This is a genomic window from Kibdelosporangium phytohabitans, from assembly GCF_001302585.1.
In the GTDB taxonomy this organism is placed as follows: Bacteria; Actinomycetota; Actinomycetes; order Mycobacteriales; family Pseudonocardiaceae; genus Kibdelosporangium; species Kibdelosporangium phytohabitans.
In genome coordinates this window covers 3,486,634-3,510,981 of the sequence record NZ_CP012752.1, presented here as the reverse complement: position 1 = coordinate 3,510,981, position 24,348 = coordinate 3,486,634, and the positions used below count along the sequence as shown (strand labels likewise).

At 65.9% G+C, this 24,348-nt stretch carries 21 protein-coding genes; 7 read left to right on the top strand and 14 right to left on the bottom strand.

The features are described 5' to 3' along the window. Positions 1-437 precede the first annotated feature (437 nt). Positions 438-827, bottom strand: a complete 390-nt coding sequence (locus AOZ06_RS16315; RefSeq protein WP_335338395.1) for a VOC family protein — start codon at positions 825-827, stop codon at positions 438-440. Between the two features lie 101 nt (positions 828-928). On the opposite strand from AOZ06_RS16315, the gene AOZ06_RS56305 reads away from it, so the two are divergent. Beyond that, positions 929-1,480, top strand: a complete 552-nt coding sequence (locus AOZ06_RS56305) for a hypothetical protein (protein WP_157233052.1) — start codon at positions 929-931, stop codon at positions 1,478-1,480. A gap of 114 nt (positions 1,481-1,594) precedes the next feature. On the opposite strand, the gene AOZ06_RS16310 is transcribed toward AOZ06_RS56305, so the two are convergent. Then, entirely contained in the window at positions 1,595-2,422 is an 828-nt protein-coding gene (locus AOZ06_RS16310; RefSeq protein ID WP_054290173.1) for an alpha/beta fold hydrolase, read from the bottom strand. Positions 2,423-3,155: 733 nt separating this feature from the next. Continuing rightward, positions 3,156-3,524: a ClpX C4-type zinc finger protein gene (locus tag AOZ06_RS16305; RefSeq protein ID WP_157233051.1), complete on the bottom strand. Its 369-nt coding sequence runs from the start codon at positions 3,522-3,524 to the stop codon at positions 3,156-3,158. A 781-nt stretch (positions 3,525-4,305) separates the two neighbouring features. Between AOZ06_RS16305 and AOZ06_RS16300 the strand changes: the two genes are divergently transcribed. From AOZ06_RS16300 to AOZ06_RS16285, 3 genes are all read left to right on the top strand, one after another. Beyond that, on the top strand, positions 4,306-4,617 hold the full coding sequence (locus AOZ06_RS16300; RefSeq protein ID WP_157233050.1) for a hypothetical protein: 312 nt from the start codon (positions 4,306-4,308) through the stop codon (positions 4,615-4,617). Between the two features lie 174 nt (positions 4,618-4,791). After that, positions 4,792-5,082: a helix-turn-helix domain-containing protein gene (locus tag AOZ06_RS62085; protein WP_054290171.1), complete on the top strand. Its 291-nt coding sequence runs from the start codon at positions 4,792-4,794 to the stop codon at positions 5,080-5,082. 1,093 nt (positions 5,083-6,175) lie between these two features. Beyond that, positions 6,176-7,258, top strand: a complete 1,083-nt coding sequence (locus AOZ06_RS16285) for a hypothetical protein (RefSeq protein ID WP_054290169.1) — start codon at positions 6,176-6,178, stop codon at positions 7,256-7,258. Between the two features lie 272 nt (positions 7,259-7,530). On the opposite strand, the gene AOZ06_RS16280 is transcribed toward AOZ06_RS16285, so the two are convergent. The 5 genes from AOZ06_RS16280 to AOZ06_RS16260 all read right to left on the bottom strand — a co-directional run bounded on the left by AOZ06_RS16280 (position 7,531) and on the right by AOZ06_RS16260 (position 11,301). Next, the gene (locus tag AOZ06_RS16280) at positions 7,531-8,025 is read right to left on the bottom strand and encodes an anthrone oxygenase family protein (RefSeq protein WP_054290168.1); all 495 of its coding nucleotides are present in this window, start codon (positions 8,023-8,025) and stop codon (positions 7,531-7,533) included. Positions 8,026-8,407: 382 nt separating this feature from the next. Continuing rightward, positions 8,408-8,986 carry a hypothetical protein gene (locus AOZ06_RS16275; protein WP_054290167.1) on the bottom strand — a complete coding sequence of 193 codons (579 nt, stop codon included), beginning with the start codon at positions 8,984-8,986 and terminating at the stop codon, positions 8,408-8,410. A gap of 29 nt (positions 8,987-9,015) precedes the next feature. Next, positions 9,016-9,543, bottom strand: a complete 528-nt coding sequence (locus AOZ06_RS16270; protein ID WP_236952259.1) for a TetR/AcrR family transcriptional regulator — start codon at positions 9,541-9,543, stop codon at positions 9,016-9,018. A 598-nt stretch (positions 9,544-10,141) separates the two neighbouring features. Then, complete coding sequence (locus tag AOZ06_RS16265) at positions 10,142-10,549, bottom strand: RidA family protein (protein ID WP_054290165.1); 408 nt, start codon at positions 10,547-10,549, stop codon at positions 10,142-10,144. After that, on the bottom strand, positions 10,546-11,301 hold the full coding sequence (locus tag AOZ06_RS16260; RefSeq protein WP_169798932.1) for an NAD(P)-dependent oxidoreductase: 756 nt from the start codon (positions 11,299-11,301) through the stop codon (positions 10,546-10,548). The genes AOZ06_RS16265 and AOZ06_RS16260 overlap by 4 nt, the downstream gene beginning before the upstream one ends. A gap of 76 nt (positions 11,302-11,377) precedes the next feature. On the opposite strand from AOZ06_RS16260, the gene AOZ06_RS16255 reads away from it, so the two are divergent. Further along, positions 11,378-12,265 carry a LysR family transcriptional regulator gene (locus AOZ06_RS16255; protein ID WP_054290163.1) on the top strand — a complete coding sequence of 296 codons (888 nt, stop codon included), beginning with the start codon at positions 11,378-11,380 and terminating at the stop codon, positions 12,263-12,265. 347 nt (positions 12,266-12,612) lie between these two features. Further along, positions 12,613-12,867 carry a class I SAM-dependent methyltransferase gene (locus AOZ06_RS59935; protein ID WP_054290162.1) on the top strand — a complete coding sequence of 85 codons (255 nt, stop codon included), beginning with the start codon at positions 12,613-12,615 and terminating at the stop codon, positions 12,865-12,867. Between the two features lie 421 nt (positions 12,868-13,288). On the opposite strand, the gene AOZ06_RS53980 is transcribed toward AOZ06_RS59935, so the two are convergent. Continuing rightward, positions 13,289-14,098 (bottom strand): nuclear transport factor 2 family protein, encoded by an 810-nt coding sequence (locus AOZ06_RS53980; protein WP_083471727.1) that lies wholly within the window; start codon positions 14,096-14,098, stop codon positions 13,289-13,291. Between the two features lie 82 nt (positions 14,099-14,180). On the opposite strand from AOZ06_RS53980, the gene AOZ06_RS16240 reads away from it, so the two are divergent. Further along, positions 14,181-15,188, top strand: a complete 1,008-nt coding sequence (locus AOZ06_RS16240) for a helix-turn-helix transcriptional regulator (protein WP_225954818.1) — start codon at positions 14,181-14,183, stop codon at positions 15,186-15,188. A 206-nt stretch (positions 15,189-15,394) separates the two neighbouring features. Here the strand turns inward: AOZ06_RS16240 and AOZ06_RS16235 are convergent, their stop codons facing one another. The 5 genes from AOZ06_RS16235 to AOZ06_RS16215 form a co-directional block, all read right to left on the bottom strand. Beyond that, positions 15,395-16,816 (bottom strand): MFS transporter, encoded by a 1,422-nt coding sequence (locus AOZ06_RS16235; RefSeq protein WP_063810047.1) that lies wholly within the window; start codon positions 16,814-16,816, stop codon positions 15,395-15,397. 538 nt (positions 16,817-17,354) lie between these two features. After that, entirely contained in the window at positions 17,355-18,212 is an 858-nt protein-coding gene (locus tag AOZ06_RS16230; protein WP_054290160.1) for a serine hydrolase, read from the bottom strand. 60 nt (positions 18,213-18,272) lie between these two features. After that, positions 18,273-19,502 (bottom strand): hypothetical protein, encoded by a 1,230-nt coding sequence (locus AOZ06_RS16225; protein ID WP_054290159.1) that lies wholly within the window; start codon positions 19,500-19,502, stop codon positions 18,273-18,275. Positions 19,503-19,649: 147 nt separating this feature from the next. Further along, entirely contained in the window at positions 19,650-20,993 is a 1,344-nt protein-coding gene (locus tag AOZ06_RS16220) for an NlpC/P60 family protein (protein WP_054290158.1), read from the bottom strand. Between the two features lie 646 nt (positions 20,994-21,639). Then, the gene (locus tag AOZ06_RS16215) at positions 21,640-23,901 is read right to left on the bottom strand and encodes an AfsR/SARP family transcriptional regulator (protein ID WP_083471726.1); all 2,262 of its coding nucleotides are present in this window, start codon (positions 23,899-23,901) and stop codon (positions 21,640-21,642) included. Between the last annotated feature and the right edge of the window lie 447 nt (positions 23,902-24,348).

Here is a 24,348-nt window from a genome sequence, read left to right as displayed (position 1 = left end):
GACCTTCCGCCAGGATCGGCCGAACCTCCTGTGCCGCAGTCCGCCGGCGCGGGGTCGAGCCGCACGTCCCAGGTGTCTCTGGCTTCGATTCCGCCGATTCGGTGGGCAGCACCGTGGTGATCGTGCCGGACACGATCACCATGCCCGCGACCGTCGCCGCCCGGTCTGCGCGCCGCATTCGGAAGGTGCCCGTGTCCGGAATCCCCTGGATGAGTCGGGTACTCCCGGTGGGTTCACCGTGGTCGAGCCGGGCGAAAACTGGCTGCGTATCAGTGCCCACGACGGCAAACCCACTGAGGTGTGACTTGGCGCTTCATCTGGCCAGCCGAGTGCGGCCGTTGGCCAGTCTGGCGTTCAAGCTGAACCGGACGTTCAGCCATCCAACTCACTGTCCTGCCGATGAGCGCGCACGCTACGCCGAGGGGCTGCCGTCCGGATCAGTTCAGACAAAGACAGATGGGGTGACCTGCCGGATCCAGGAAGACCCGGTAGGTCGTACCGGGCTGGTCGGGATGTTTGGTCGCGCCGAGATCGATCACTGCCGCCTCGGCGGCATCGAGGTCGTCAACGATCACATCGAGGTGCATCTGCTGGGGCCGCTCCTGGGTCGGCCACACCGGGGGCGTGTAACCGTCCACCCGATGGAAGGAGATGCACCGGCCGTCCCCGGCGCACGCCGAAGCCCGGTCGGCGGACACATCGATCTTCCAATCCAGCAGCGCGCCGTAGAACCTGGCGAGCACACCAGGATCGGGACAGTCGATGACGATGAGGGGTAAGCGAGCGATGGCCATGCCGACCATGCTATCGACGATCGCGGTCGGCACACGTCGGATTCCGCTGTGGCCGACTACGACGCTCAACTGGCCAACTCGGGCGCTCAGTCTCATGAGGTGATTGGGCCACCAAGCCGGTGACGACACGAGTGGTGGCCACCGCCGCACGCCAGGACGACTCACATGGCGACGAAACCCGCACGATCCAGATACTCCGGAATGGCATGCTCCGCCACATCGGCGCGACGCCCATTCAGCGTCTGCCCGCCCTGCGCTACCTCGCCGGATTTCGGTGTCGCGATGCCGCGATCGCGCTGCTCACCGAGATGCGTGCGCTCGAACTGGCCGACACCGCACGCGAGATTGTCGCGACCGAACTGGCGACCGCCGCCGACTGGTATCCGACAGACCCCGTCGGCACTAACGACGGCCGTGCGCCATCCCGGAGCAACGGCTCCCCGCCAAGGATCGAGGCTGGCCGCTGTTCGGTGACCACTAACGCACAAGTGGCCGCATGGGGTGAACCGGCCGGCAGCGCTGCGTGCTCAAGTGCGGTCGGGTCGGGCTTGCACAGCAACGCGGAACGGATCCAGAGCAAGCTCTTACCCCTTGGCTGCACCTGGTCGACGAGCAGAAAGCACCACACTCGAACGCATTGGTGGAGGGCTCCTCATCGAGGAATATCTCAAGTGGCACGATCATGAACGCGGGACGATGCGCGGCTTGCGGGCGAAGTCAGTCATCACATCAGCTCATTGCTCGGCAGGATCGCTGTCAAGAACGTGAAGCTGGAGCCGGCGAAGATGGGGCACGGGTCGTCATCTCCAGAGATCCTGCAGTGCAACGACGAGTTCGTCCGCCCGTTCGTCCGGGAAGAACAGGCGGGCTCCGGGAACCTCGACGACACCAGTGGCTCCGGGGATGAGCTCCACCAACCAGTCCGCCCAGCAACGGCGGAAGAAGATGTCGCCGGTACCCCACACCACCGCGGTGGGCACTCGACACGCACCGAGCAGGGGACGGATCGGAGCGAGCTGCTCGGGTGCCATGGACGACAGCAGCGCCGCCATGAAGCCGGCGCCCTCGGGGTTCCCCAGGATCGGGGCCAGGTAGTCGGTGATGACGTCGTCCGGGACGGCGGAGACGTGTTGGTAGCCGGTGCGGTAGACCTGCTTGGCGAGCTTGGGCAGCTTGACCAGCGGGGCGCCAAGACGCAGCAGACCCACCCTGGCCGCCCAGACGGCCGGGCGGAATGCCAGCGGCGGGAAGTTGCCCTCGGTGTCGCAGTTGGTGAGAGCGAACGAGGCGAACCGGCCGGGGTCGCGGGTGAGCACGACTTGGGCGACGGCACCGCCAGTGTCGTTGCCCACCAGGTGGACTGCGCTCAGGTTGAGTTCCCGGATGACCGTGTCGACGGCGTCGGCCAGCCCCCACACCGACGGCTCCCCTACCGGGGGCGTGTGACCGTGACCGGGGAGGTCGACGCTGATGCAGCGGCGGTGATCCGACAACAGCCGTACACAGTTGCGCCAGAGCCTGCCGTTGGTGAAGACGCCGTGCACGAATATCGTGACCGGTCCCTCGCCCACGTCGGTGAAGCTGATGCCGCCCGCGGTGCGGCGGTGGGCCGCGAACTCGTCGGTCATAGAACCACTTCCAGTCAGTCGGTCAGTCGGTCGGCCGGTAAAGCTGTGGCGGGAATGCCAGCGCGCAGCGGGCTCGGTGCTCACCAGTTGGACCGGCCCGCGAGCCGCATGACTGCGGGGACCAGCACCAACCCGCACCTCAGCACCAGCGCGTCGGCCGCCACGAACGTGTGCGGCCCCTGGTCGAGCGCACAATCAGGAGCGCGTAGGCATCCCCCACGAACAACATCTCCCCGGTGGTGAGCGTGCCACACACCACAAGCATGATGATCGCCGCGATGGACGCCAGCCGTCCAGTACGGGGCGCGGTCGGGAGTGGGGAATGGTCGGTGATCGGCGTAGTAGCGTATCGACGTGACGATGGAGTTGACCTGACTCGGGACTCAGGAACGCCGACGAACCACGAACCCGCGCAGCCAGAGTGATCATGCCGCCATGCCGCTCGACTCGCTCGATCACCAGCCCCGAAGCCGTGCGCGCACTCAAACGACGACTATCCAATGTGGTCTACCGCCGAATGGTGAATGACCGGCAGGCCAGAGAGGCGACGGGCCGAGGAGGGCACTCCGGGACGACTCACCAGTCCAGCGTGACCGACCTACCCCCGGACATCGGCTCTTCGAACAAGCCACAACCTGGGCCCACCACAACCCGGCCTAGCCCTCCCTCCCCGGCCGCGTCTTGACATAAAAGGGGAGCCATGAGAGTGCGGCGGCGAGCCTTCGCGGATGTGTTATTCCTCGCCGGAGAATCGCTCCCATGCCGATTGACGGGCCATGCCGAGGGCGTCACCGATCCGGGTCCAGCTGGCGCCGAGTTCCCGGGCACGTCGAACCCAGCCGGCGAGGTTTTCTTCCACCTGGACCGACGTCGTGGCAACCCGTGGCAGAGCCGCCAGCACCTCCTCGAGTTCATGCACGTGCTCCCACGGGGCAAGCTGGGGAACCGAACCAGATTTGGCATCAACCACCTGCTGGCACAGCTTTACGCAGCTCGCGCAGATGAAAACCCCGGGGCCTGCGACCAAGGTGCTGACCTCGGTGTTGGGCTTGAGGCAGAACGAACACGCCGCGATGACCGACTGTTCCACAGAGGAGGACACGACCTCACCTTTCCGCATCGACTTGTCAGGTACGTCCTGACACCCGTCAGGGTAGCCCTGACAAGTCGCCATGTGCAACGACCACACCTGCACGGCCTGTCGAGGCTGATCCGCCCGATGAAACGCCCTGTAATCGACATTTGAGGACGTCCTTTTGCAGATGCCAAGAGACGCGCGATCTAGGAAACGACGCAAGTTCTAGCAGCACGGCCACATCATCCTGCCACGGCCACTGCGTGGCGGCAGGCTGTCGGAGGGTTCGGCAAGCACAGAGCCCGGACGCGTCGTTGTGGCTTGTTTCGTGTGCGTTGACAGCAGGTTGGAGGACGCTGCGGATGTAAGTTGCTGCACCACAAGCCTTCAACGTCAGGGCGGCATGCAGCGCCACGCTTGTCCTTCTGTCCAGGGATGTTCGCGTAACGCTGACAAGTACACCTGAGTGAATCGCGCCGCGGGTTCGGTCTCCGCCTCTGCGGCCGCGATGCCGCGCTCGGCCTGCCGAAGCAGTGCGGACGGCGATCCCGGTGTCAGTGAGCGGCTGCCTCGACGTGAGGGTTTGAACCGTGCTGCCAGGAGCCGAGACGCGGAGCCAGTGGTGCGGCTGAGCAACGCGGGCAGCGCTGCTGCGGCGAAGCACAAGCCGGTGAACAGCTTGCCAGGGCGCTTGTCTATGAGCGCCACCAGCTGTCTGGCTCGGATCCGGGCAGCGAGCCGAACCGGATCCTCGTGACCCAGGCGTCTACCCTGGGAGCGCGGTCTGAGGCGTCGGGAGGTGCGTGAGATGGCCGATGTGACGGCTCAACTGGTGGACGCGTCGGGTGACTTCCTGGTCGCACTGCGATCGAACGAGGGGTTCCAACAGGATCTTTACGACCGGCTGGTCGGCGTGCTGCGGGACTGCGCACGCGAGTGGCGGGAGGCGGACGTGGTGTCGAAGCTGGCGGCGGACGTGCTCGTGAGCATCGTGCCGGCGTCGTGGGCAGCGGCCGAGTCATATGCTGAACCCGAGCGGCAGCGGATTATGGCCGCCAGTTTCGCGTTGTACGAACTGGTGGGCGAGTGTGTGTATGCGGACCACCAGTTCGGGTCCTGACGACAACGCGTCGGGCATGCCCCCAGAGGAGTCGAACGTGTTCCGGGCCGGGCAGAACGCGTTGGTGGTCCGGCCGCGCGGCTTGGTGGGGCGAGCTGGTCGCCTAGCACATCACCGAGGCCCGCGCGACGTGGTCGGCCCCGTTGGTGGGTCTCGTATTTGAAGGTCACAGTCGTGTCCGCCTCGGCAGTGATCCAGGTCCATCCCAGCACGTTCCGCTACCGCCTGCGCCAACTCACCGGTGTCAGCGGAATCGACCTGGCTGCCCCGGAGGCCCGGTACGCCACCGCTCTCCACCTGAGACGGGTGGCGCGCGGCGAGACCCGGCGGGCGCTGGTCACCTCGTCGGCCAGGACCTCGTCTGACCATGCTGTCCACCAGCGACGCAGCAGTAGCCATGGGGTCAGCCAGGAGCGGACGGAGCGTAGGACCTTGCACCGACAGGACAGTCGTGTCGGCTGGTGAGGCTGGGTGCCCCTCTCCGGGGTCGTCGGCAGACGATCCCGGAGGGGGTACTTCCGGATATTCGCGTGTAGACGGTTATTCGAACTATGTGTTCCAGCGGAACGAAAAAGCGCAGTTGACCACTTTCTGGTGGCGGTGGATCGCTGTGGCAGAGCGAACCCGGAAAGTCAGCCCACCCCACCTCGTCTTCGACCTGCTTGTAGCTTTGCTCGATCCCATGCTGGATCCCGTACAGCCGGACCACTTCAGTCAGACCGGCGGCCTCGTGCTGGTTGCCGGGCGTGTCGTGCGGAGCACCGGGCCGCCGCAGGATGGTGGCCAGACACCAGAGGGCTTTGTCCGGCAACGTTTCCGGATTGGTAGTGGCGATGACGAGGCGGGGGTTCCCGTCGAGTCCCCCTGCCCAGTGAGGCATCGGTGACCCACCAGTTCTCGGTGTGTCCATCCCGAAACCGCTGCTGCACCGTGCTCCAGCGGCCGGAGATTGTCCGGGCCGTCCCAGGGCACCGCCCGCGTCGCGTCCCGGGGAGTGCGTGACTCGACCTGGTGGTGTCACGTGCCCCGCGAGGGCTTGAGTGCCATCACAAAGCTCCAGCCGGTCGGGCTCAATCGTCCGCGCAGGTCGTGGTCACCGTAGAAATAGTCGGCCACCACGGCCCGGCACACCACCCCAGCCTGCTGGCGCCCGCCTCCGGCAGAGGCGGCACCACGTGGTCGTCGACCAGCAAGTTCAGTGCGGCCAGGAGAAGGGGCATCGGTCCGGGACGGGCCACACCGGTCGTCCGCAGGCTCGCAAGCATCGGAGGACGTGTGGCCGCTCTGGGTCGCGCAGTCATCGCTGAAGCCCGCATGACGAGCACCTGCCACCCCGATCGATCTTCCAAAAGTCATCTGGGGCTTCCCTCGTCGTGGGGACGTGACAGGACGACGCTGATGTGAGAAGTCGAAACGAAGTCGATGCGAAGTCTCCTCGTGACATTGTCACGCTCATGCATCTGAGGCGGGGCCAACAGTTGCCGGGTGCACGGTGCGTGTCGTTCAGCGTGGCGTCGCGGGTGGGGTGGCGGCCGATCGTTGGCTGAGGGGAACATAGATGAGAATCGCGGCGGTCTTGGTGGTCGTGGCGGCATTGTGGGGATCCGGTTGCGCCACCGCGGTGCCTGGCACACCGATGGCAGCGGAGCGCATCAGCGGTGCGCCCGGGACCGGTGCCGAGCCTCCTGCAGGTCCGAGTCCGGACGACTACGAGCCGATGCCGGAGCACGGCGTGTTCTCGTCTGAAGATCAGAATCAGCCAATGCCGGTGCCGTCATGGGCCTGGCACGGTTGGGCCGGCCACGGCGGGCTGTGCGCGTGGGTCCCCAGTGGCATGTTCGACGGATTGGCAGCCGGACCACCCCTCCAGGGCGGGCCGGCGTGCTCGTTCGTCACCACCAGCGGCAACAACGTGCAGATCACCTGGGGCATGTTTTACAGCCCGTTCCTCTACGACAAGCTGGCTTTCATCGACGTCGACAAGGTGGCCGGGTTGCACGCCATGGTTTACGACTTGCGGCGGAACCAGGATGCCTATCCGGGATCGTGCCAGGTACGTGTGGACACCCGTTCCTTGAGTGGCGTCTCCGTCCTGCACTGGAACAATGCGAAGAAACACCTCGACCGCAAGGAGAGTTGTGCCGTTGCGATGGAAACCGCGCGCCGGATCGTGACGGGCCGGGTGCCGCTCGCCGGTGGCACCGTATGGGGCCCGACCCAGCAGCACCCAGCGCCCGCCGCGGTGCCACCGGACGCGTGCGGAGTGGTCGACAACATCGTTGCCACTTTCGCCGGTCTGCCGTTCAAGGACGGTGAGGCGAAACGGGGACAGAACAAGCTGGGCGCTACGTGTGTGGTGGCCAAAAACGGCCGTGAGGCGGCGACCATCCTGACACCGGGCCCGGGCCAGGGTCTCAGGCAGGTGCCCGCACCGGAGAGCGCCGAGGTTCGCGACACGGCGATCGGCACGCTGCCCGGCCGCACCGAGGTCGCCGGCAAGACCTGTGCTGTCGCGGTCGAACTGGTGCCGGGCCGGGTGCTGCGCATCCAGTTCAGCAGGAACGAGACCTTGGGGGACGAGTGCATGTACGCCAGAGAACTCGTCATGGTCGCCGTCGGTCGGCTGATCGAAAAAGCTTGAGCCGACAGAGAAACACACACAGAGATTCCGTGAAGAGTGGTCGTGTTTGTCCACTGTGGTCGCGATGGGTGCGCTGACCACAGCAGGTCCCGGCCATCGACCAGAACGTCGGGGTGCTACACGAACCCCTAGCCGCGTGTAGCACCCCGGCCCCTTCCCCGGTCGTTGGCTGCCAGTCCCTCCCCAGTCTGCGGCAGGCACCGGGAAGGGCGCCCGGCCGGACGACACATCCGCCATCAATGGGCTGATCGGACACCCCGAGTCAGGCCTGGTCAGGCTCGGCGGGTGAGTGCGGCGGTGACCAGGAAGCCGAATCCGGCGGTGCTCAGCAGGGCACGCAGGACGTTCCACCGGACCCACGCCGTTTCGAACCGTGCGCGCACAGCCGCGTAGTCGTTCCCGCCGGTCTCCAGCGCGTCGTTGAGCGGGATGTTGAGCGCTCCGGTGATCACCAGCGTCACCACCAAGCACACGAACCCTGCGATCACCCACGGCAGTGACCGTGACCCCCAATGCAAGAACACCAGCACGCCCGCCAGTATCGGCGCACCCAGGAAGGTCAACATGAACACCGGATTCACGATGGCGGTGTTGATCCCCCGCATGGCCTCGACAAACGTCCGGTCGTCACCGCGTGCGAGCCCCGGTAACACCGAGCAGGCGTAGGCGTAGAACAGCCCTGCGAGCAACCCAGCCGCAACCAACGCGGCCATCAGCACCACATCCGAGAACGTCGTCACCGCTCGTCCTTCCCCCTTTCCCGTCATCGCGCCGGCCCACTGGTGCCGGTCGTCGAGAACACGGTTTGGTCAGCCCGTACACCCAGCCGGTGTGATCCGGTTCGGTCAACACCTCCGCCCCAACCCACGTCCAGAACGCGGTGACAGCCCAGATACGCGGCATCGATATTCGTTGACGCCGGTGCCCAGGCGACGCGGTCGGGCCAGTCGAAACGCGCGGTGCCGCGCCGCGAGAGCCGTGCCGGCTGATCTCGTATCCGTAGCCCATCCACCACGTGGCGTTCCTCCTGGTCATCCCCGCCCAGCACCGCGAACGTCGAGTCAGTTGCGCCGTGAGACGCGCTCAAGCCCGCCAAGCACAGACTTCCCGGAGTTTCCGGGTTTCGCCAACATGCGCAGGCGTCCACGTTCAGGCACTGGGTCGCGTTGCGGGTAACCGGCGTGAGCGGGACTCGGACGACTGCACGACGCCAGGCGCCCCGTGGCTCTTGAACGCGAACCAGGCGAGTCCGGCCAGCATCAGCACGCCGTGTGCGATCCGGACCGGCGCGGGTGTGAAGAACTGGGGCAGGAACAACACGAAACCCGCAGCGAACAGCACTGCGGACCGATCCTTCATCGCCACCAGCACCGCCCCCAGCGCGAGTGCCACCAACCCAGCGCCAAAGATCACGACCGCCAAGGGGTGGTAACGGGTCGCTTCCGCGACAGCGAGCAGGTCACCGCTGTTGTTCGCTGCCGCGTGCAGACCGAAGTCCTCGGCACCGTAGTAGGGCAACACCAACCCCGCACCCACCCACATCACGACAGCCGATGTGATCCCCAATCGTTCCCGCATCCCCAACAACGCGATCGGCACCAACACAAACCCCACCATCGCCAGAAAATGCGCGATCACCCACGCCGTCGACCCCATCGACTCCCGCGCACCCGCCACCGTCGCCTCGTCGTGCCACGGCCTCAACAGCGGGTACGACAGAAACAACACCCCAGAAAGAAGTAACAACCATCTGGACATCACACTCTCGCCTTCTTCGGAAGCACAACCGCGATGAGCTGTGCGTAGGTTTCGTCGAGGTCCTCGGGCAACCCGAATCCCCCATTCGCCTCGAGCGAGGCGAATCCGTGCGCCACCACCCGAAGGCGACGCGTGGCCTGAACGGTCTGCGACTCGGTCAACCCGTAGTCCCTCAGCGCAGCGAACACGACGCCGATGAGCCGTCCGCCAGCGTCAGCGAGGGCTGGATCGTGCAAGGGATCCAGCGGCATGAGGGTGTACCGGTGCGGGTGGTCGAGCACGTAACCCCGGTAGGCATGCATGAGCGCGGTGACAGCCTCATCACCGCTACGCCCTAGGACCGCCGCGGTGAACCGTTCGGTCATCTCCTCAAGTACCTGTATCCCGAGCAGTGTCCGCAACTCAGCCAACCCCGTCACGTGCTTGTATAGCGACGGCGTGGCCACTCCGGTTCTCTGCGCCACAGCAGCGAGCGTCAGGCCTTCGACACCTCCTTCGTCGATCAGCTCAAGGGCAGTACGCACCACGGCCCGGGTCGACAAACCCGCCCTAGGCATTGAGGCTACCTTGCATAACCATGAAGCTAATGTCATTAGCCGAGGTTGTCAAGCCACACCCTGTCAACGCCACATCACCCGGCGTACCGTCCACTTACGACAGGACGAGACTCGGCGACGCGCGCCGGTGATGCCTCGCACGTTCAGCAACCACGTCGCCGGTAACCACGACGCTCTGGCTACCGGCGGACCAACCAGACCTCGCCGCCGCGCCGGACTGCTGCGAGATCGGGTCGGTGAGTGAACCACTGTGGACGGCCATCGGCGAGGCGATGGCCGAACCCCGTGAGCGGACGGGACGCCTTTCGGACAGCCGACGCGGAAGCAACTCATCGAAGTCCGCGGATCCAGGTCCGTGCCGCAGATGCAGGCCGTGACAGCGTAGGCGTCCACCACAGGCCTCGTCGCGTCGATCGTTTCGCTGCCGGATGGCGACCACGCCTTAGTTGTGCATGGCTGGCCTTCGGCTGGGCACTGACCGCTCTGCGCACCGACGACCTGCATCAGCAGTGCCAGCCTGACGAAGCGGTCGACGATGTACGCGAAATCCGAGCAGAATGCGGGCTGCTCAGTCCGTTCCCTGGACGACGGCGGTGATGTCTACCTCGAGGAGCGCGCCCGGCCGGAACAACCGCGAGACCTCCACGGTCGTGCTGGTCGGGAGTGCGTTCGCCAGATACCTGGCGCGGACCTCGCCGTACTCGCGCAGGCGAGACATGTCGGTGAGGTAAGTGCGGATGTTGACCACGTCGGTGAACGTGGCGCCGCGGTCGGCCAGCAATGCGCCGATGGCTTCGAACACCTGCTGGGTCTGGGCTCGCATGTCGTTGCCACCGACGAGTGCGCCGTCGTGGTCGAGTGCGATCTGTCCGGCGAGCACCAGTAGCCGGGCACCGCCGAGGTCGATCTCGGCGAGGTTGGAATAGGCCGCGGGGGGCGGGGGGACGGCAGGTGGGTTGTGGAAGGTGACGGTCATGGTCTGCCTCGTGGGTCGGCCAGCACGCCGAGTTCGGCGTCCGGCGGGATGGTGGCTAGCCGAGCGAGTGCCGTGATCGTGAGCGGTCCCGCTCGGTCGCCGAGGAGGGTGAGGTCCTTCGTGGCCAGGGCAGTCGTGAAGTGCGCATCGGCTCCGGTGGCGCGGGTGACGAACTGGCCCATCGGACCCGCCGCCAGCAACGCGTCGGCCGAGACGTCGAGCCGGGCGGCAAGCTCGCGAAGTTCACCCAGCAACGCGAGCCCACCGACGAGCGCGGTGTTGACCACGAGCTTCGCGGCCGCCGCGGACCGGGCGTCCGGGAACGGCACGACGGTGCCGAACACCCCCAGCACCGTGTCCACGCCGGCCAGGTCGCCGCCCGCGAACACGACCAATTTGCCCGCCCGGGCCTGGCCGACGCTGCCACCGACGGGTGCGGCCACCAGCCGACCCGCGACCTTGCCCGCGAGTTCGGTGACGGCGTCCGGACCGATGGTGGACATCTCCACGAGCACGGTGGTGGACTCGAGGCCGGCCATGAGCACGACCTCCTCGACAGCCGGGGGCCCGGAGAGCATCGTGATGACGACCTCCGCGCCTTCGGCCGCCGCCCTGGGACTGGTCGCGCTCGCCGCGCCGGAGACGGTGCGGCCTGGACTCCGGTTCCAGGTGGTGACGTCGTGGCCGGCCGCCACGAGGCGGGTCGCCATAGGCAGGCCCATCGTGCCGAGGCCGAGAAACGCGATTTTCACGACCTGACCGTAAGCCGGGCCAGGGCATGCGACAAGCGAATGATTCGCATGGCAGCGATCACCTACGCTCATGGGTATGGACACCGCCCGGCTCACCGTCTTTCGTGCCGTCGCCACGCTCGGCTCGTTCACCTCGGCCGCGAAATCCCTGCGGTACACGCAGTCCGCGATCTCCCGGCAGATCGCGGTGCTGGAGGAGGGCCTTGGGGTGGCCTTGTTCGACCGGCAGGCCCGTGGAGTGCGGCTGACCGAGGAGGGCCGTGTGCTCCTCGCCCACGCGGAGGCCGTGCTCGACCGGCTCGACATGGCACGCCGGGAGCTGACGGCGATTCGGGATCTTGACGGCGGCCGGCTGCGTATCGGGACGTTCGCCACGGCGGCGACCGCGCTGGTCCCGCCGGCCGTGGTCGCGTTCCGCCGGGACTTCCCGCACGTCGAGTTGTCTGTTTCGGACGGTCTGACCGCACACCTCGCGGCCCGGCTGCGCGCGGGTGAACTGGACGTCGCGGTAGTCCACCAGGGGCCGATCCTCGACGGCCTGACCACTCATGAATTGCTGGCCGACCCGCAGTTCGTGGCCCTGCCGCACGGGCACCGGCTGGCGCATCGCAAAACGGTACGGCTCGCGGAACTGGCGACGGAGAACTGGATCGCCGGCTCGACCAGCGTCGAGAACACACTGATCGGTGCGTGCCTGCGATCGGGTTTCCGGCCAGTAGTGCGGTACGTCGTACAGGAGTGGACCGCGAAACAGGGCCTCGTGGCGGCAGGACTCGGCGTCACACTCGTGCCTGGTTTGTTGGCAAGCGCCGTACGGCCCGACGTCGCGCTGGCCCGTTTACGCGCGGCGGACATGCGTCCCCGAAGCGTGGTCGCCGTCATCGCCGACCGGGCCGTCGCACAGCGGTTCTTGCCGTATCTGACGGATAGTGCCCGGAGTCTGCCAGGCGCGCGGACGGGATGAACATGCCCTCGTGAGGGTCGTTTTCAAGGGGGACAACGTTGCGTCGGCGCCGTTCTTCGGCTTCCCCCAGTCGATGCGTGGTGTTCTGGACGGCAGGCCGGCCAGGTCCGGCTACTCGGGCCGGTGTTCTGGACGGCAGGCCGGCCAGGTCCGGCTACTCGGGCCGTCGTCTCGGCTGACCCCACTTCCACCCGACCGTCACCAGGAACCCATCGCGCACTGTCAGAACGCTTACGAGTTCCTCGGGCCGCGGAACCCCTGGTCACGCCTTCTTCCGGGTAGACGTGGGGTCAGGCGACCGCGATCGAGACCTGGTTCGACAACCAAGTCGCGGGCCTGCCGGGCAAATGAGCCGTATGGTTCCCCGAGCCCGGTTCGTCAAAGAGGACATGACCGCTCTGGACCTCCCCACTGGCAGTTTCGACGCCGTGACAGCCTTCTACTCCATCGGCCACATCCCCCGGCGACCGCACGCCGCTCTCTTCACCAGGATCACCCGCTGGCTGCGCCCCGGCGGGTGGTTTCCCGCTGCTTTGGCCTGCGGGAGTACCGACGGTGTCGAAACAACTGGCTCGGCGCCCCGTGTACTTCAGCAGTCATGACCCAGCGACCAACAGCGAACTGCTCCGGCAAGCCGGCCTCACCCTGCTCATCGACGAACAGGTAACCATGCAGGAACCGGAAGGCCCGGCAACCTTCCAATGGGTGATCGCACCACCGGCGACTACCGGTTCGCGAACTGGAGTACTCGCCCACTCTCATGAGCGACCACCACCGCTTCGGTTCCCGACGAAGACCACCTCAGAATTCGTGAACTCGTGAGAGATTGGATGGAAGCCTCTATGGGCAACCGCTGAGCCTGCCCGACAGCACCGGAGTCGAGCGCGTTCGGAAGTTGGGAGTGCGGTAGGGCAGGGCATCGAGGGGATCGCCGCCAAGCGTCGGACGGTGTACAGCGTGATGCCGTGGACGCGGGGACGAGTAGCCGGACTCTTAGTCGGGCATGCCGGTCTGGAGATACCGTCAGGACCGGTCGAACGCTTCGGCGACCGTGAGGCTGTCCTCGTACATGTGGTGCCGGGTGATCAGACCGTCCTCAACGGTGAGATGCAGCGCGAACGTCATGACGAAACGCTTGCCGGTCGACTTGACCATCTGCGAGCTTGTGCCGATCAGAACGGCGTTGATCCCGTCGACCATGAGGTGGTCGATCGACACGTGGCCCTCGGCGGGTGGGCAGTGCTGGCTGAACGTGTGGAAGTGGTCGGCGACGTCGGCTCGGGTGGACCGGGGGCGGATCCAGGGCACGATGGGGTGGTTCTCGGTCGGCCAGTCGACTCGCCAGTCGACCTTCGGTGCGTACAGCTCGGCGATGTGCTCGGGATGTCCCTTTCCGCTTCGGCGCAGGAACTCCTCCATGACCGCCCTGGTCCCTGGCGGGTTCCCCGTGGCCACACCGGCGGTCGGCGCATCACCGAACTGATAGTCCTGCAGGATCCGCCCGTCTTCGTCCAGCCGGACGAAGACGAACCCGGTCCAGGCGATCTCACCGCCGTGGGCGGGCACCATGTACGTGGTGAAGCGGATCGCGTCGTGGTGGCCGACGGTGTCCCCTGCGGCTCGGAAAACGAACCCGCCCTGCTCGACCAGTTGCTGGTGAGCCTCGGTGACCCGCGCCTGCAGGGCCGAGTGCCCTCGGTACTCGCCGGTGTCGGTGAACTGCACGCCGTCCTCCGCCCACAGCCCGGCAATGCCCGAGTGACGCCGGTCGGGGTCGGCCTCGTTCCACACGGCGACATAGCGTCCGGCGAATTCGTTGACATCGATTCTCATGGGCCAGGACGGTAGACCCGGTCCACTGACATCGGCGGTCAGTGGAGTTTGAGAGAATCTCGATGTGCGCGCGAGCCGTCTGATGTCGATTCTCCTGTTGCTGCAGAGTCGGGAACGGACGACCGCTCGCGACCTGGCCGCCCACCTCGACGTCTCTGAGCGCACCGTCTACCGCGACATCCAGGCGTTGAGCGCGGCGGGAATACCGGTGTACGGCGAGGCAGGCCACGAGGGTGGATACCGGCTGGTCGACGGCTACCGCACCCGGTTGACCGGGCTGACCCCCGCCGAGGCCGATTCGCTGTTCCTCACCGGGTTGCCCGCGGTCGCCGCCGATCTCGGTCTCGGTCAGGCCGCCGAGCACGCCCGGCTCAAGCTGGCAGCGGCGCTTCCTCTGGATTTGAGCGAACGCGCCGCCCGCCTGCGGGACCGGTTTCACCTCGACGCCGTGGCCTGGTACCAGGCAGCCGATCCCATCCCTCACCTGACGGAGGTGGCCGCTGCGGTGTGGCACCAGCGACGTGCCCACATGCGGTACGTACGTTGGGAGAGCCCTCATGAGGTGTCGCGGACGATCGAACCGCACGGTTTGGTGTCCAAGGGCGGTCAGTGGTACCTCGTGGCCCGCCGGGACGAGCAGTTCCGCACCTACCGCATCTCTCGCCTTCGTGACGTGCACGTCCTGGACGAGAGCTTCGACCGCGCCACCGGTTTCGACCTCGCCGCCTACTGGCAGACGTACCTCAACGACTTCGACGCTCGCCGCCACCAGACTCATGCCGTGCTGCGCCTGTCGCCCACGGGACTGCACCGACTGCCGTACCTGGCCGAGCCCGCGGTCGTCCACGCCGCCCACGAGAGCGCCACACCCGAGCCGGACGGCTGGACACGGGTCACGATCCCCGTCGAAACCGACGACCAGGCCGTGCGTGACATCCTGCGCCTGGGGCCCGACGCCGAGGTGCTGGCCCCGGTGGCCCTGCGCGCCCGCATCGCCGACACCCTGACTGCGATGGCTCGGCGCTACGACGGGGGAGGTTCTCCAGCCGCCAGAACTCCAGCGCCGAGGAATAGCGCACGCCAGGAATAAGTACACCCTCCGCCAGATCCACCGCCACAGCTGGCGCACAGGTCCACATTGGTTTCATCGCGGCGGCGAACGGCAACGGACTTCTTGGCTTCGGCAACCGGCAGCGTCAACCTGACCTGCGTGGGCGCCGAGATCCCCGGTGTACTGGGCTCGACTGCGTCTCGGGGCTATGTGCCTGGTGGCGCACGAAGTCGGTATCGACGACGTCAGCTTGGCGGCGGTCGATCGGACTGTGGATCCTCGCGGTGCTCCCGGCTCGACTGCGGGGGATGTTCCACCGGTGAGTCCAGCTCGACCGAGCTGCCGGGGCCGGTGTGGGTGTGCATGGCAGGCACCTCGGGCAGGCCTACGGTCTCGGGACGATTGCGTTGGTTTGGCCCGGTTTCTGCATTGGTGTACTTGCGCAGCGCCTTCGGTAGCGAGAACGCCACCACTAGCGTGAACAGGACACCGCCGCCACCGGCGATCATGAGTGTGACGGGCGCGTTGGTCGCGTCCAGCAGCAGGCCGCCGGCGACGTAGGACACCGCGGCCGCGACGCCGATCGCGCCGTAGAGGTTGCCGAAGACACGGCCGAGCATGCCTGCGGGCACCATCCGCTGGAGCATGGTCGACGAGGCGACGTCCATGCCCGCGATACCTAGACCACGCACGGCCTGCACGGTGAACGCCGCGGCCACCGACCAGGCCAGGCCGGTCAGGAAGTTGCCCGCGCTGGAGACGAGGAACCCGGCGACCAGCAGGGTGGGCAAGGCCAGCTTGCCGCTGTAGCGGGTCAGCAGCGCGTACCCGACCAGCAGGCCGATGCCGACCGCGCCGAGCAGCAGCCCGACCGAGGAGTCGCCGGATCGCAACGTGTCCTTGGCCAGCAATACCAGAGCCACGTCGTCCACACCGTTGAACAACACCACGGCGCAGAAACCCAGCGAGATGATTCGGACCGCCCTGGTGCGCAGGATGTAGCCCAGGCCCACCTTCGCCGAGCTGAGCAGGCCGCTGTGCTCAGCGTCCGGATCGCCGGCCGGGGGCATCGGTTTGGTGGCCAGCAGGACCACTGCGGAGAGCAGAAACGTCCCCGCGTCGGCGAGCAGCACACCCTGGACGCCGATGAACGGCAGCAGCGCGGCGGCCACCAGCGGACCGAACGCCTCGGCGCAGTTGGAGCCGAAACCGATCGAGGAGTTCGCGGTTTCCAGGTCGCGCTCCCCCACCATGGCCGGGATGGCCGAGCGGGAGGCGGGCTGGAACACCTGTCCCGCGATGGCGCGCACACCGACCAGAGCCAGCAGCAGCGGCAACGGTGGCAGCACCAGCGCGATGGCCAGCATCAGACCACCCTGGACCATTTCGCAGACGATCATCACGCGGCGCAGATCGAACCGGTCGCTGAGGGCGCCGGTGACCGGCCCCAGCAGCGATGGGATGAAGTCGCCGACAAGCAGCAGCAGCGCGACGGCCAAGCCCTGCCCGGTTGTGTTCGCTACGTGCAGCATGAGCGCGACCAGGCTGAGGGAGTCGCCCGCATAGGACACTACGCGCGCGGTGAACAACGCGCGCAGCGGCCCGTTCGCCTTCAGCAGTCTCAGCGCGCTGGGCGCACGCCCGGCCTCGGCGTCAGCGGTGGACATGGCCAGCTCTCCAGGTTCTGATCAGCGTGCACTACAGCTCGGACAGTACTGGGCGGAGTGGGAAACCGGGCGAAACCCGTCGAGTTGCCCAGGTCTCGTCGCTCACCAGCTGTCAGTCCGCTTCGACGAGCACCAACGACAAGTGTCCTCGATCGGGAACGGCAGTCGGGACGGCACATGGTGCAGGAACTGGGTCGCTCTTCCCGGTCTGACCGGGAAGAGCGATCCGCAGTACTCGCTGCCGGGAGCGGACATGGTGACGATGACCGTTCGCAACGGACACACCCTAATCCATGGTGGACATTACTCCGGGATCCCATAACCCTTGCACGTCTACGGGTAGCACGGCAGCCCGGCCTGGACTGGCGTGATGACAGACCGAGACATGCGACAGGGCCGGAGCCGGTGTATGTCTTGCGGGACAAGATGTACCGGTCGCCCGGTCATCTCGGTGAGTTTTTGATCCCGACATCGGCCGGCCTGGAGGCTCGACCGGGACATGATGAGGACGGCCCGGTCGAGCCTCGAAATGTCATGATCAGCGGAAGTAGCCCTCGAACATGATTCTGCTGGTCTCCGTCGTGGTTTCCATGCCGATGGCGAATCCGTTCTCGACGACCTGGGTGTTGTCCATGATGGCAACGGTGTAGCGCTCGGCTGGACCGACGAAACCCACCGTGTTCATCAACCACGAGCCGTCGTCGTTGTCGTCGGCCCAACCGTTCTTGTTGCCGGGGCTGGCGGCGGCTCCCGCGCCCCACACGCCCCATTGCTGGTTGGCGTCAACGGCGCGCATCTCGTTGACAATGTAGTCGCGGTGCTTGGCCGGAAGTTCCTCGAGCACGTGGTTGATGAGGCGGTCGAGATCGTTCGTCGTGGTGAGGATCCAGCCCCAGTGGTGCGGGTGCTGGTCGGTGAATCGCATGTCGGTCATGCCGTAGGACGGGAAACGCGCCGCGAACTCCGCTTCCCCGCCGTAGCGGTACCACAGTGTGGTGGCCGCGTCGTTGTCACTGGAGTTCAGCATCCGGTGCATCAGGTCGCGGTCCTCTTGCGTCAGCGAGATGGCGCCGGAGTCGTTGCGTAGCAACAGATCCACTACCATTGCCAGCTTGGGAGTGGAGCACGCCCAGATCAACGTGCCGGAGTGCGAGTTGCGCCACACCGCTCCGGTCTGGCGATCTCGCACTACGATGCCGGCGAATCCGGGCCGATTCTGCGCGTAGGTGTTCGCCTTGAGTATGCGGGACAACAGTCTCGGCTCGAAGCGCGGCCTGGTGTCCTCTTGGACCGCCGGCGCCACGGGGGCGGCGGCAGCTACCGGTGTGGCCGTTGGAGCGGCGCCGAGGGCCACGAGGACGGCGGCCAGAAGCTGGCCTTTTCTGCGCGTTTTCATGGAAAGGGAATCTCCTGCAAATGAATGGACCGGGCACTGGCCGTGAATCAAGGCGTCGTGTCAGTTGAACGAGGTGATGGCGGTGGCGATGACCTGACCGCCACCGGCGAAAGTGGTCCAGCTCGAGTACTCACCTTGCTTGGCCAGGAAATTGCCACCGGCCGCCATACCGAACCAGCCGCCGCTCATGGTGATGTCGGTAACCCCGCCACCACCGGCCAACGCCAACCACGAACCATACAAACCCTGCTTCGCATGAAAGTTCCCACCAGAAAGCACACCGATCCAATCACCATCCAACACGACCTTCGTACCGCCGCCACCCAACGTCACCCACGACGAGTAAGCGCCATCCTTCGCGTAAACACCACCATTCGTCGCATACGCGAACCGATCACCCTCAATCGCGATATCCGTCACCCCACCACCGCCCGACATCGTCAACCACGCACCATACAAACCCTTCTTCGCATAAAACACGCCACCACCAAGAAACCCGATCCAATCACCATCCAACACCACTCGACTACCCGCAGAACCCTGCTCGACCCACGACGAATACACGCCATCCTTCGCAAACAAACCCGCACCCGACACAAACGCGAACCGATTACCAGAAACAGCGATATCCCGCACGTCACCCCCACCCGCCAACGTCAACCACGAACCATACAAACCCTGCTTCGCATAAAAGTTCCCACCAGCCAACACCCCAGTCCAATCACCACTGGCAACCACCTTCGTCACCCCACCAGAAAAGAAACCAACCCACGCACCATACGGATCATCCTTCGCAAACACATCCCCCGCCGCATTCACGAACACAAAACGTGAGTGCGGAGTGCCGACCTCTGTGATCAGTGTCCGCGCCTTGCCCTCGGCCGCAGCGTAGCGGTCGGGACAACAGGAGCGCTGCACGTCCTGCGCGATCTGCCACGCGGCGTATTCGGGGTGGTTGCGCTCGGAGGCGATGGCGCCGTTGAAGAACTTCGTGGCCGCGTAGGAGACGTTCATGATCTGCTCTGGCGTCCCCCATCCTTGGGACGGCCGCTGTTGGAATACGCCGAGCGAGTCCCGGTCACCACAGGTGAGGTTGTTCATGCGGGTCTCTACCCAACCCGCCTCGAAACCGGATAACAACACCTTGTCCGAGACGTTCAGATCTCTCGCGACCTGCCGCACTGTTCGTGTGACGTTCAGGTCGCGGTCTGGCGGGATTGTGCAGAGAATCCCGATGTCCTCAGCGGCCGGGGCATCACCGGGCCGGGCAACCGCGGATGTGGTCGCCATGCACAGGGCGGTAGCGGTGACGAGGGAGGCGACGAGCGCTCCGCGGAGCAGGCGCAGTGGCGATTTCAGTGTGCGTGACAATTTCTCGGTCCTTTCGACGGAAACAGGTGTGATTGTTGGTCGATCCACAACGGGCAGAGTCCGGTTCTAACCGACAGAGGTGATGGCGGTGGCGATGACCTGACCGCCACCGGCGAAAGTGGTCCAGCTCGAGTACTCACCTTGCTTGGCCAGGAAATTGCCACCGGCCGCCATACCGAACCAGCCGCCGCTCATGGTGATGTCGGTAACCCCGCCACCACCGGCCAACGCCAACCACGAACCATACAAACCCTGCTTCGCATGAAAGTTCCCACCAGAAAGCACACCGATCCAATCACCATCCAACACGACCTTCGTACCGCCGCCACCCAACGTCACCCACGACGAGTAAGCGCCATCCTTCGCGTAAACACCACCATTCGTCGCATACGCGAACCGATCACCCTCAATCGCGATATCCGTCACCCCACCACCGCCCGACATCGTCAACCACGCACCATACAAACCCTTCTTCGCATAAAACACGCCACCACCAAGAAACCCGATCCAATCACCATCCAACACCACTCGACTACCCGCAGAACCCTGCTCGACCCACGACGAATACACGCCATCCTTCGCAAACAAACCCGCACCCGACACAAACGCGAACCGATTACCAGAAACAGCGATATCCCGCACGTCACCCCCACCCGCCAACGTCAACCACGAACCATACAAACCCTGCTTCGCATAAAAGTTCCCACCAGCCAACACCCCAGTCCAATCACCACTGGCAACCACCTTCGTCACCCCACCAGAAAAGAAACCAACCCACGCACCATACGGATCATCCTTCGCAAACACATCCCCCGCCGCATTCACGAACACAAAACGTGGGTGTGCGTTGTTGGTCTCGACGACGTTGTTGTACCGGATGGGCGTGTACCCGGCGGCCGTTGCCGAAGACCACACGCGCTCGGCGGTCGGATCGCCGGGCGGGCCGGCCTGTTCGCGGACGATCGGCTTGGTCCTCGCCGCGTCCGCCCAGCCGACGAACAAGGCCATGTGCGAGCCGGCGTTGTTCAACGCATCACCCGGCCGCAGGTCCGAGCGGGCGATGGTGTGTGACACCAGATGGATGTCGGAGGTGGTGAAGGACCGCCGCAGTCCCCACGCCATGGACACGTAGCCGGAGCAGTCGGTTCGGTAACTGCCCTGCTGGTTGTCGTGGCAAGCGGCCTGGCTGTACGGCACGCGGGCGTCGATCCAGGTCTGAGCACGGGCCAGGACCTGGCTGCGGGTCACCTGCTGGTCGCTTGGATAGGTGGCGCAGTTGAAGAGCGCGCCCATGTCGCCGTCGGCAGATGGGGAGATCGAGGCGGCGGCGCCCCCGGTGAACAGAGCGCCGCTCAGTGCGGCCGCTGCGGCGATCACGACACCACGGCGGAGAATCGATTTCAGATGCATCGCGGTTCCTCTCGCAAGGCCGGCGACTTCCGAGTGCCGACCTATCCGACGACGACCGCGTCCTGCGGTGTGACTGTCGGCGAGCACGGCACGCCGAGATAACCATCAGTCGTCGTCGTTGGTTACTTGCCGCCTGTAGCATTACGGAGTCGCCTGCAGACTCCCTGCAAGCCGGGCTGTAGGTTGTCTGCAAGTGGCCGTAGGACATCTGACGCCACATCTCAGGGTCGACGTCGGCGAGCTCATTCCCCTCTCTGGCTTCGTGCGCTGCGAAGATGCGCAGCCCCTCTGCCCAGTGAGTGGCCGAGCCGCTCGCTGCAGCGAGATCACGCGGCGTGCGGGCCTCCCGCAGCGGCAGAGCCAGCTCACGCCACAGCTCCAGTGCAGTCGTGAGGTGCTCGGTGGCAGCGGGAGGCGGCCGCCGACCAGTTCGAGCTCGCGGAGTGTCCTGGTGCACACAGAAAGACCGTGTAGGGACAAGCGCCTCAGCGCGCAGCTCGTCCAGCTCACGGTGCAGCTCGACACACCGCTCCAACGCCGTGGTGGTGGCGTCGAGATCGCCGTGGTCGCGGTCGATGGCCGCCGGGCCATACCGGGCAGCGGCCAACCCGCCCTGGTCACGATCCGGCCCACGAGCGCGACGGCCTCAGCCAGAGAGACTCGGGCCTCTGCCACCCGTGCGAGATGGCGTTGCACGGTCGAACTCGTCGCGTTCGAAGCACAGCTGACCTAGTCCGGTAAGGATGGTGACCTCGGCGCATTGGTTCCCGGCGGACCGGGCAGCGGTCAGCGCGATGTCGAGGGCACGTTGCCAGCCGTTGCACCCGTTGCGCAGTGCGGATGGCGTGGACAGAAGAGACGTGATCAGGGTAGTGCTCGCCTCGTCGACGCCCAGTTCGTGCGCTCGCTCCACCATGCGCACGATGGCGGGGGTCTCTGCGGTGAGCCACCCAGCCGGGTCGGCGATGACCTCTTTGGCGAGCCGAGGATCGAGCTCTGCCAAAGGCACCGTTGTGGGTGGAATCGCGAGTGTGCTTCCCGGCATGCGCACCGCTGCGGTCTCGACCATGGCGATGAGTGCCGCGAACACTCGCCGGAACGATGCGGCGAGCACGTCGGCTGTTTCGTGACGCAGCGCCTTCTCGCTGCCGTAGAGTCGCACGAGGTCATGGAAGCGGTAGCGAACGCGGCCGGCTCCGTCGGTGCCGGCGACGTCCAGGAGACGTAGTTCCACCAACTGCTCGACCGCCTCGTCGGCGTCGTCAAGAGTGGTGTCGAGTAGCGGTGCGGCCACCCAAGAGGCGAAGTCCGGCAGGTCCAGCAAGGTGAGCAGGTGGAAAGCGTGCCGTGGCACGTCGGCCAGCTCGTTGTAGCCGAGTTCGAGGCTGGATCGGATCGCCAGGTCGCCCACCGTGAGTTCGTCCAGCCTGCGGCGGTGATCGGACAACCGCCTCGCGAGCGCCTGCAAGGGTAGATGAGGTCGCAATCGCAGTTTCGCGGCGGCGATCCGGATGGCCAGTGGAAGCCCGCCGCACAACCGGGCGATGTCGTCCGCGACCGCGGGTTCGGTCGCCACACGCTCGGCTCCGGCGAACCGCGTCAGCATCTCGGTGGCGGCGGGCGGCGGCAGGGTGTCCAGCTCGACCAGCACCGCCCCGGTGATCCCGGCGAGCCGAGACCGGCTGGTGATGATCACCAGACAGTTGCTGGAGCCGGGCAGGAGCTTGCGTACCTGTCCCTCCCCGCGAACGTTGTCCAGCACGACGACCATTCGTCTGCCTGCAACTGTCCCGCGGTACAGCTCGGCGAGTTCCTCGGTGTCGTCCGGAAGGTCCGCACCGTTCACCCCGAGCGCGCGGAGAAACCTACCCAGAACGACCGTGCTGCCCTTTGTTTTGCTGCCTTCGCTCAGGTCGGCGTAAAGCTGACCGTCCGGATAGACCGAAGCGAGCAGGTGTGCGCAGTGGACGGCCAGAGTGGACTTGCCAGTGCCTCCCGCACCGGAGACCACCGCGATCGGTGTCGCAAGACCGGACCGCGACATCCCGGTCACCGCCTCGACCTGCAGGTGACGGCCGGTGAAGTCGGCGGTGTCGCGCGGCAGCATCTTGGGTGCCACCGGCACCCTCCTGGGCGTCTGCTGGATGGGCGCGCCCACCGTGCCGTCGAGAATTTGGGTGTGGAGTTCGCGCAGCTCGGTACCTGGTTCCATCCCGATCCGGTCGATCAGGACTGCACGGCCCTCCCGGTAGGTTCCGAGCGCGTCGCCCCGACGGCCACTGAGATACAGGCCACGCATCAACAAACCACGGGTCCCCTCACGCAAAGGGTGTGCGGTCACAAGCCCGGTGAGCCGGGAGACCGCAGCGGAGAAGAAACCCATCGCGATCTCACACCTGGCGAGCCCTTCCTCAGCGGCCAGGCGTTCGTCCTCGAGGACGGCCGCGCGAGCACGCGCAAACCGCGCCTCGACACCACCGAACGCCGACCCACGCCACAGTCCGATGGCCTGACGGTACTGTTCGGCTGCCGTCACGTACTCGTGCTCCCGATCCGCGAGCCGCGCCGCGGCGACGTACTGAGCGAACGCCACGTGATCGACATCAGCCGGGTCGACATCGAGCAAGTATCCAGGTACCTGGGTGACCAGAACGGACGCGGCCCCGACCGCGCCGAGCCCCCGCCGCAACGTGGACACGTAGGTATGCACGAGCGCTGCGGCCGACCGCGGCGGCTGGTCGTCCCAGATGAGGTCGACCAGACGATCGACGGCCAACACCCTCCGCGGTTCCAACATCAACGCGGCCAGGAGCGCCCTCGGTTTCGGCCCACCGAGGTTCGCATGAACGTCGCCGATCAGCACACCGACCGGTCCGAGTGCGACCACCCGCAGAGGAGTTCGCGGCATAGCGTCACCGTCCTATATGGAAAGTGCTCCTGCCAGCTGCGCAGCTCTGCTTTCCACACGCGAGATTCCGCAGCTCGTGAAGTCAGCCGGCAATCGAGGTTTCGCAGCGGCACCGTTGCTCCCGGGCCAAGTCACGGCTGTTGCGGGCTGAACTCCGGCGCTGCGAGTGCTCGTCCGCATGATGTGGACTACGAACGGAATCTTGGTCATCTTCCTCCTCGTCCACAACAGTCACATCTGATCACCCCGAGCCCCCAGCGACCGCCGGCGCCTTCCTTGGCGGTGAGGATGTTGCCACAAGGAGACTTCACTTCGACTTCGTATCGCCTTCCGAGCCGATTCCGTCGTTCATCGATGGAAGGGCCGAACCGGCCGCGCGCTCCGTGTCTCCGTGATGCACCGATGTTCATTCATGTTCTGCGCCGGCACAAGGAAACCGCGCCGAGC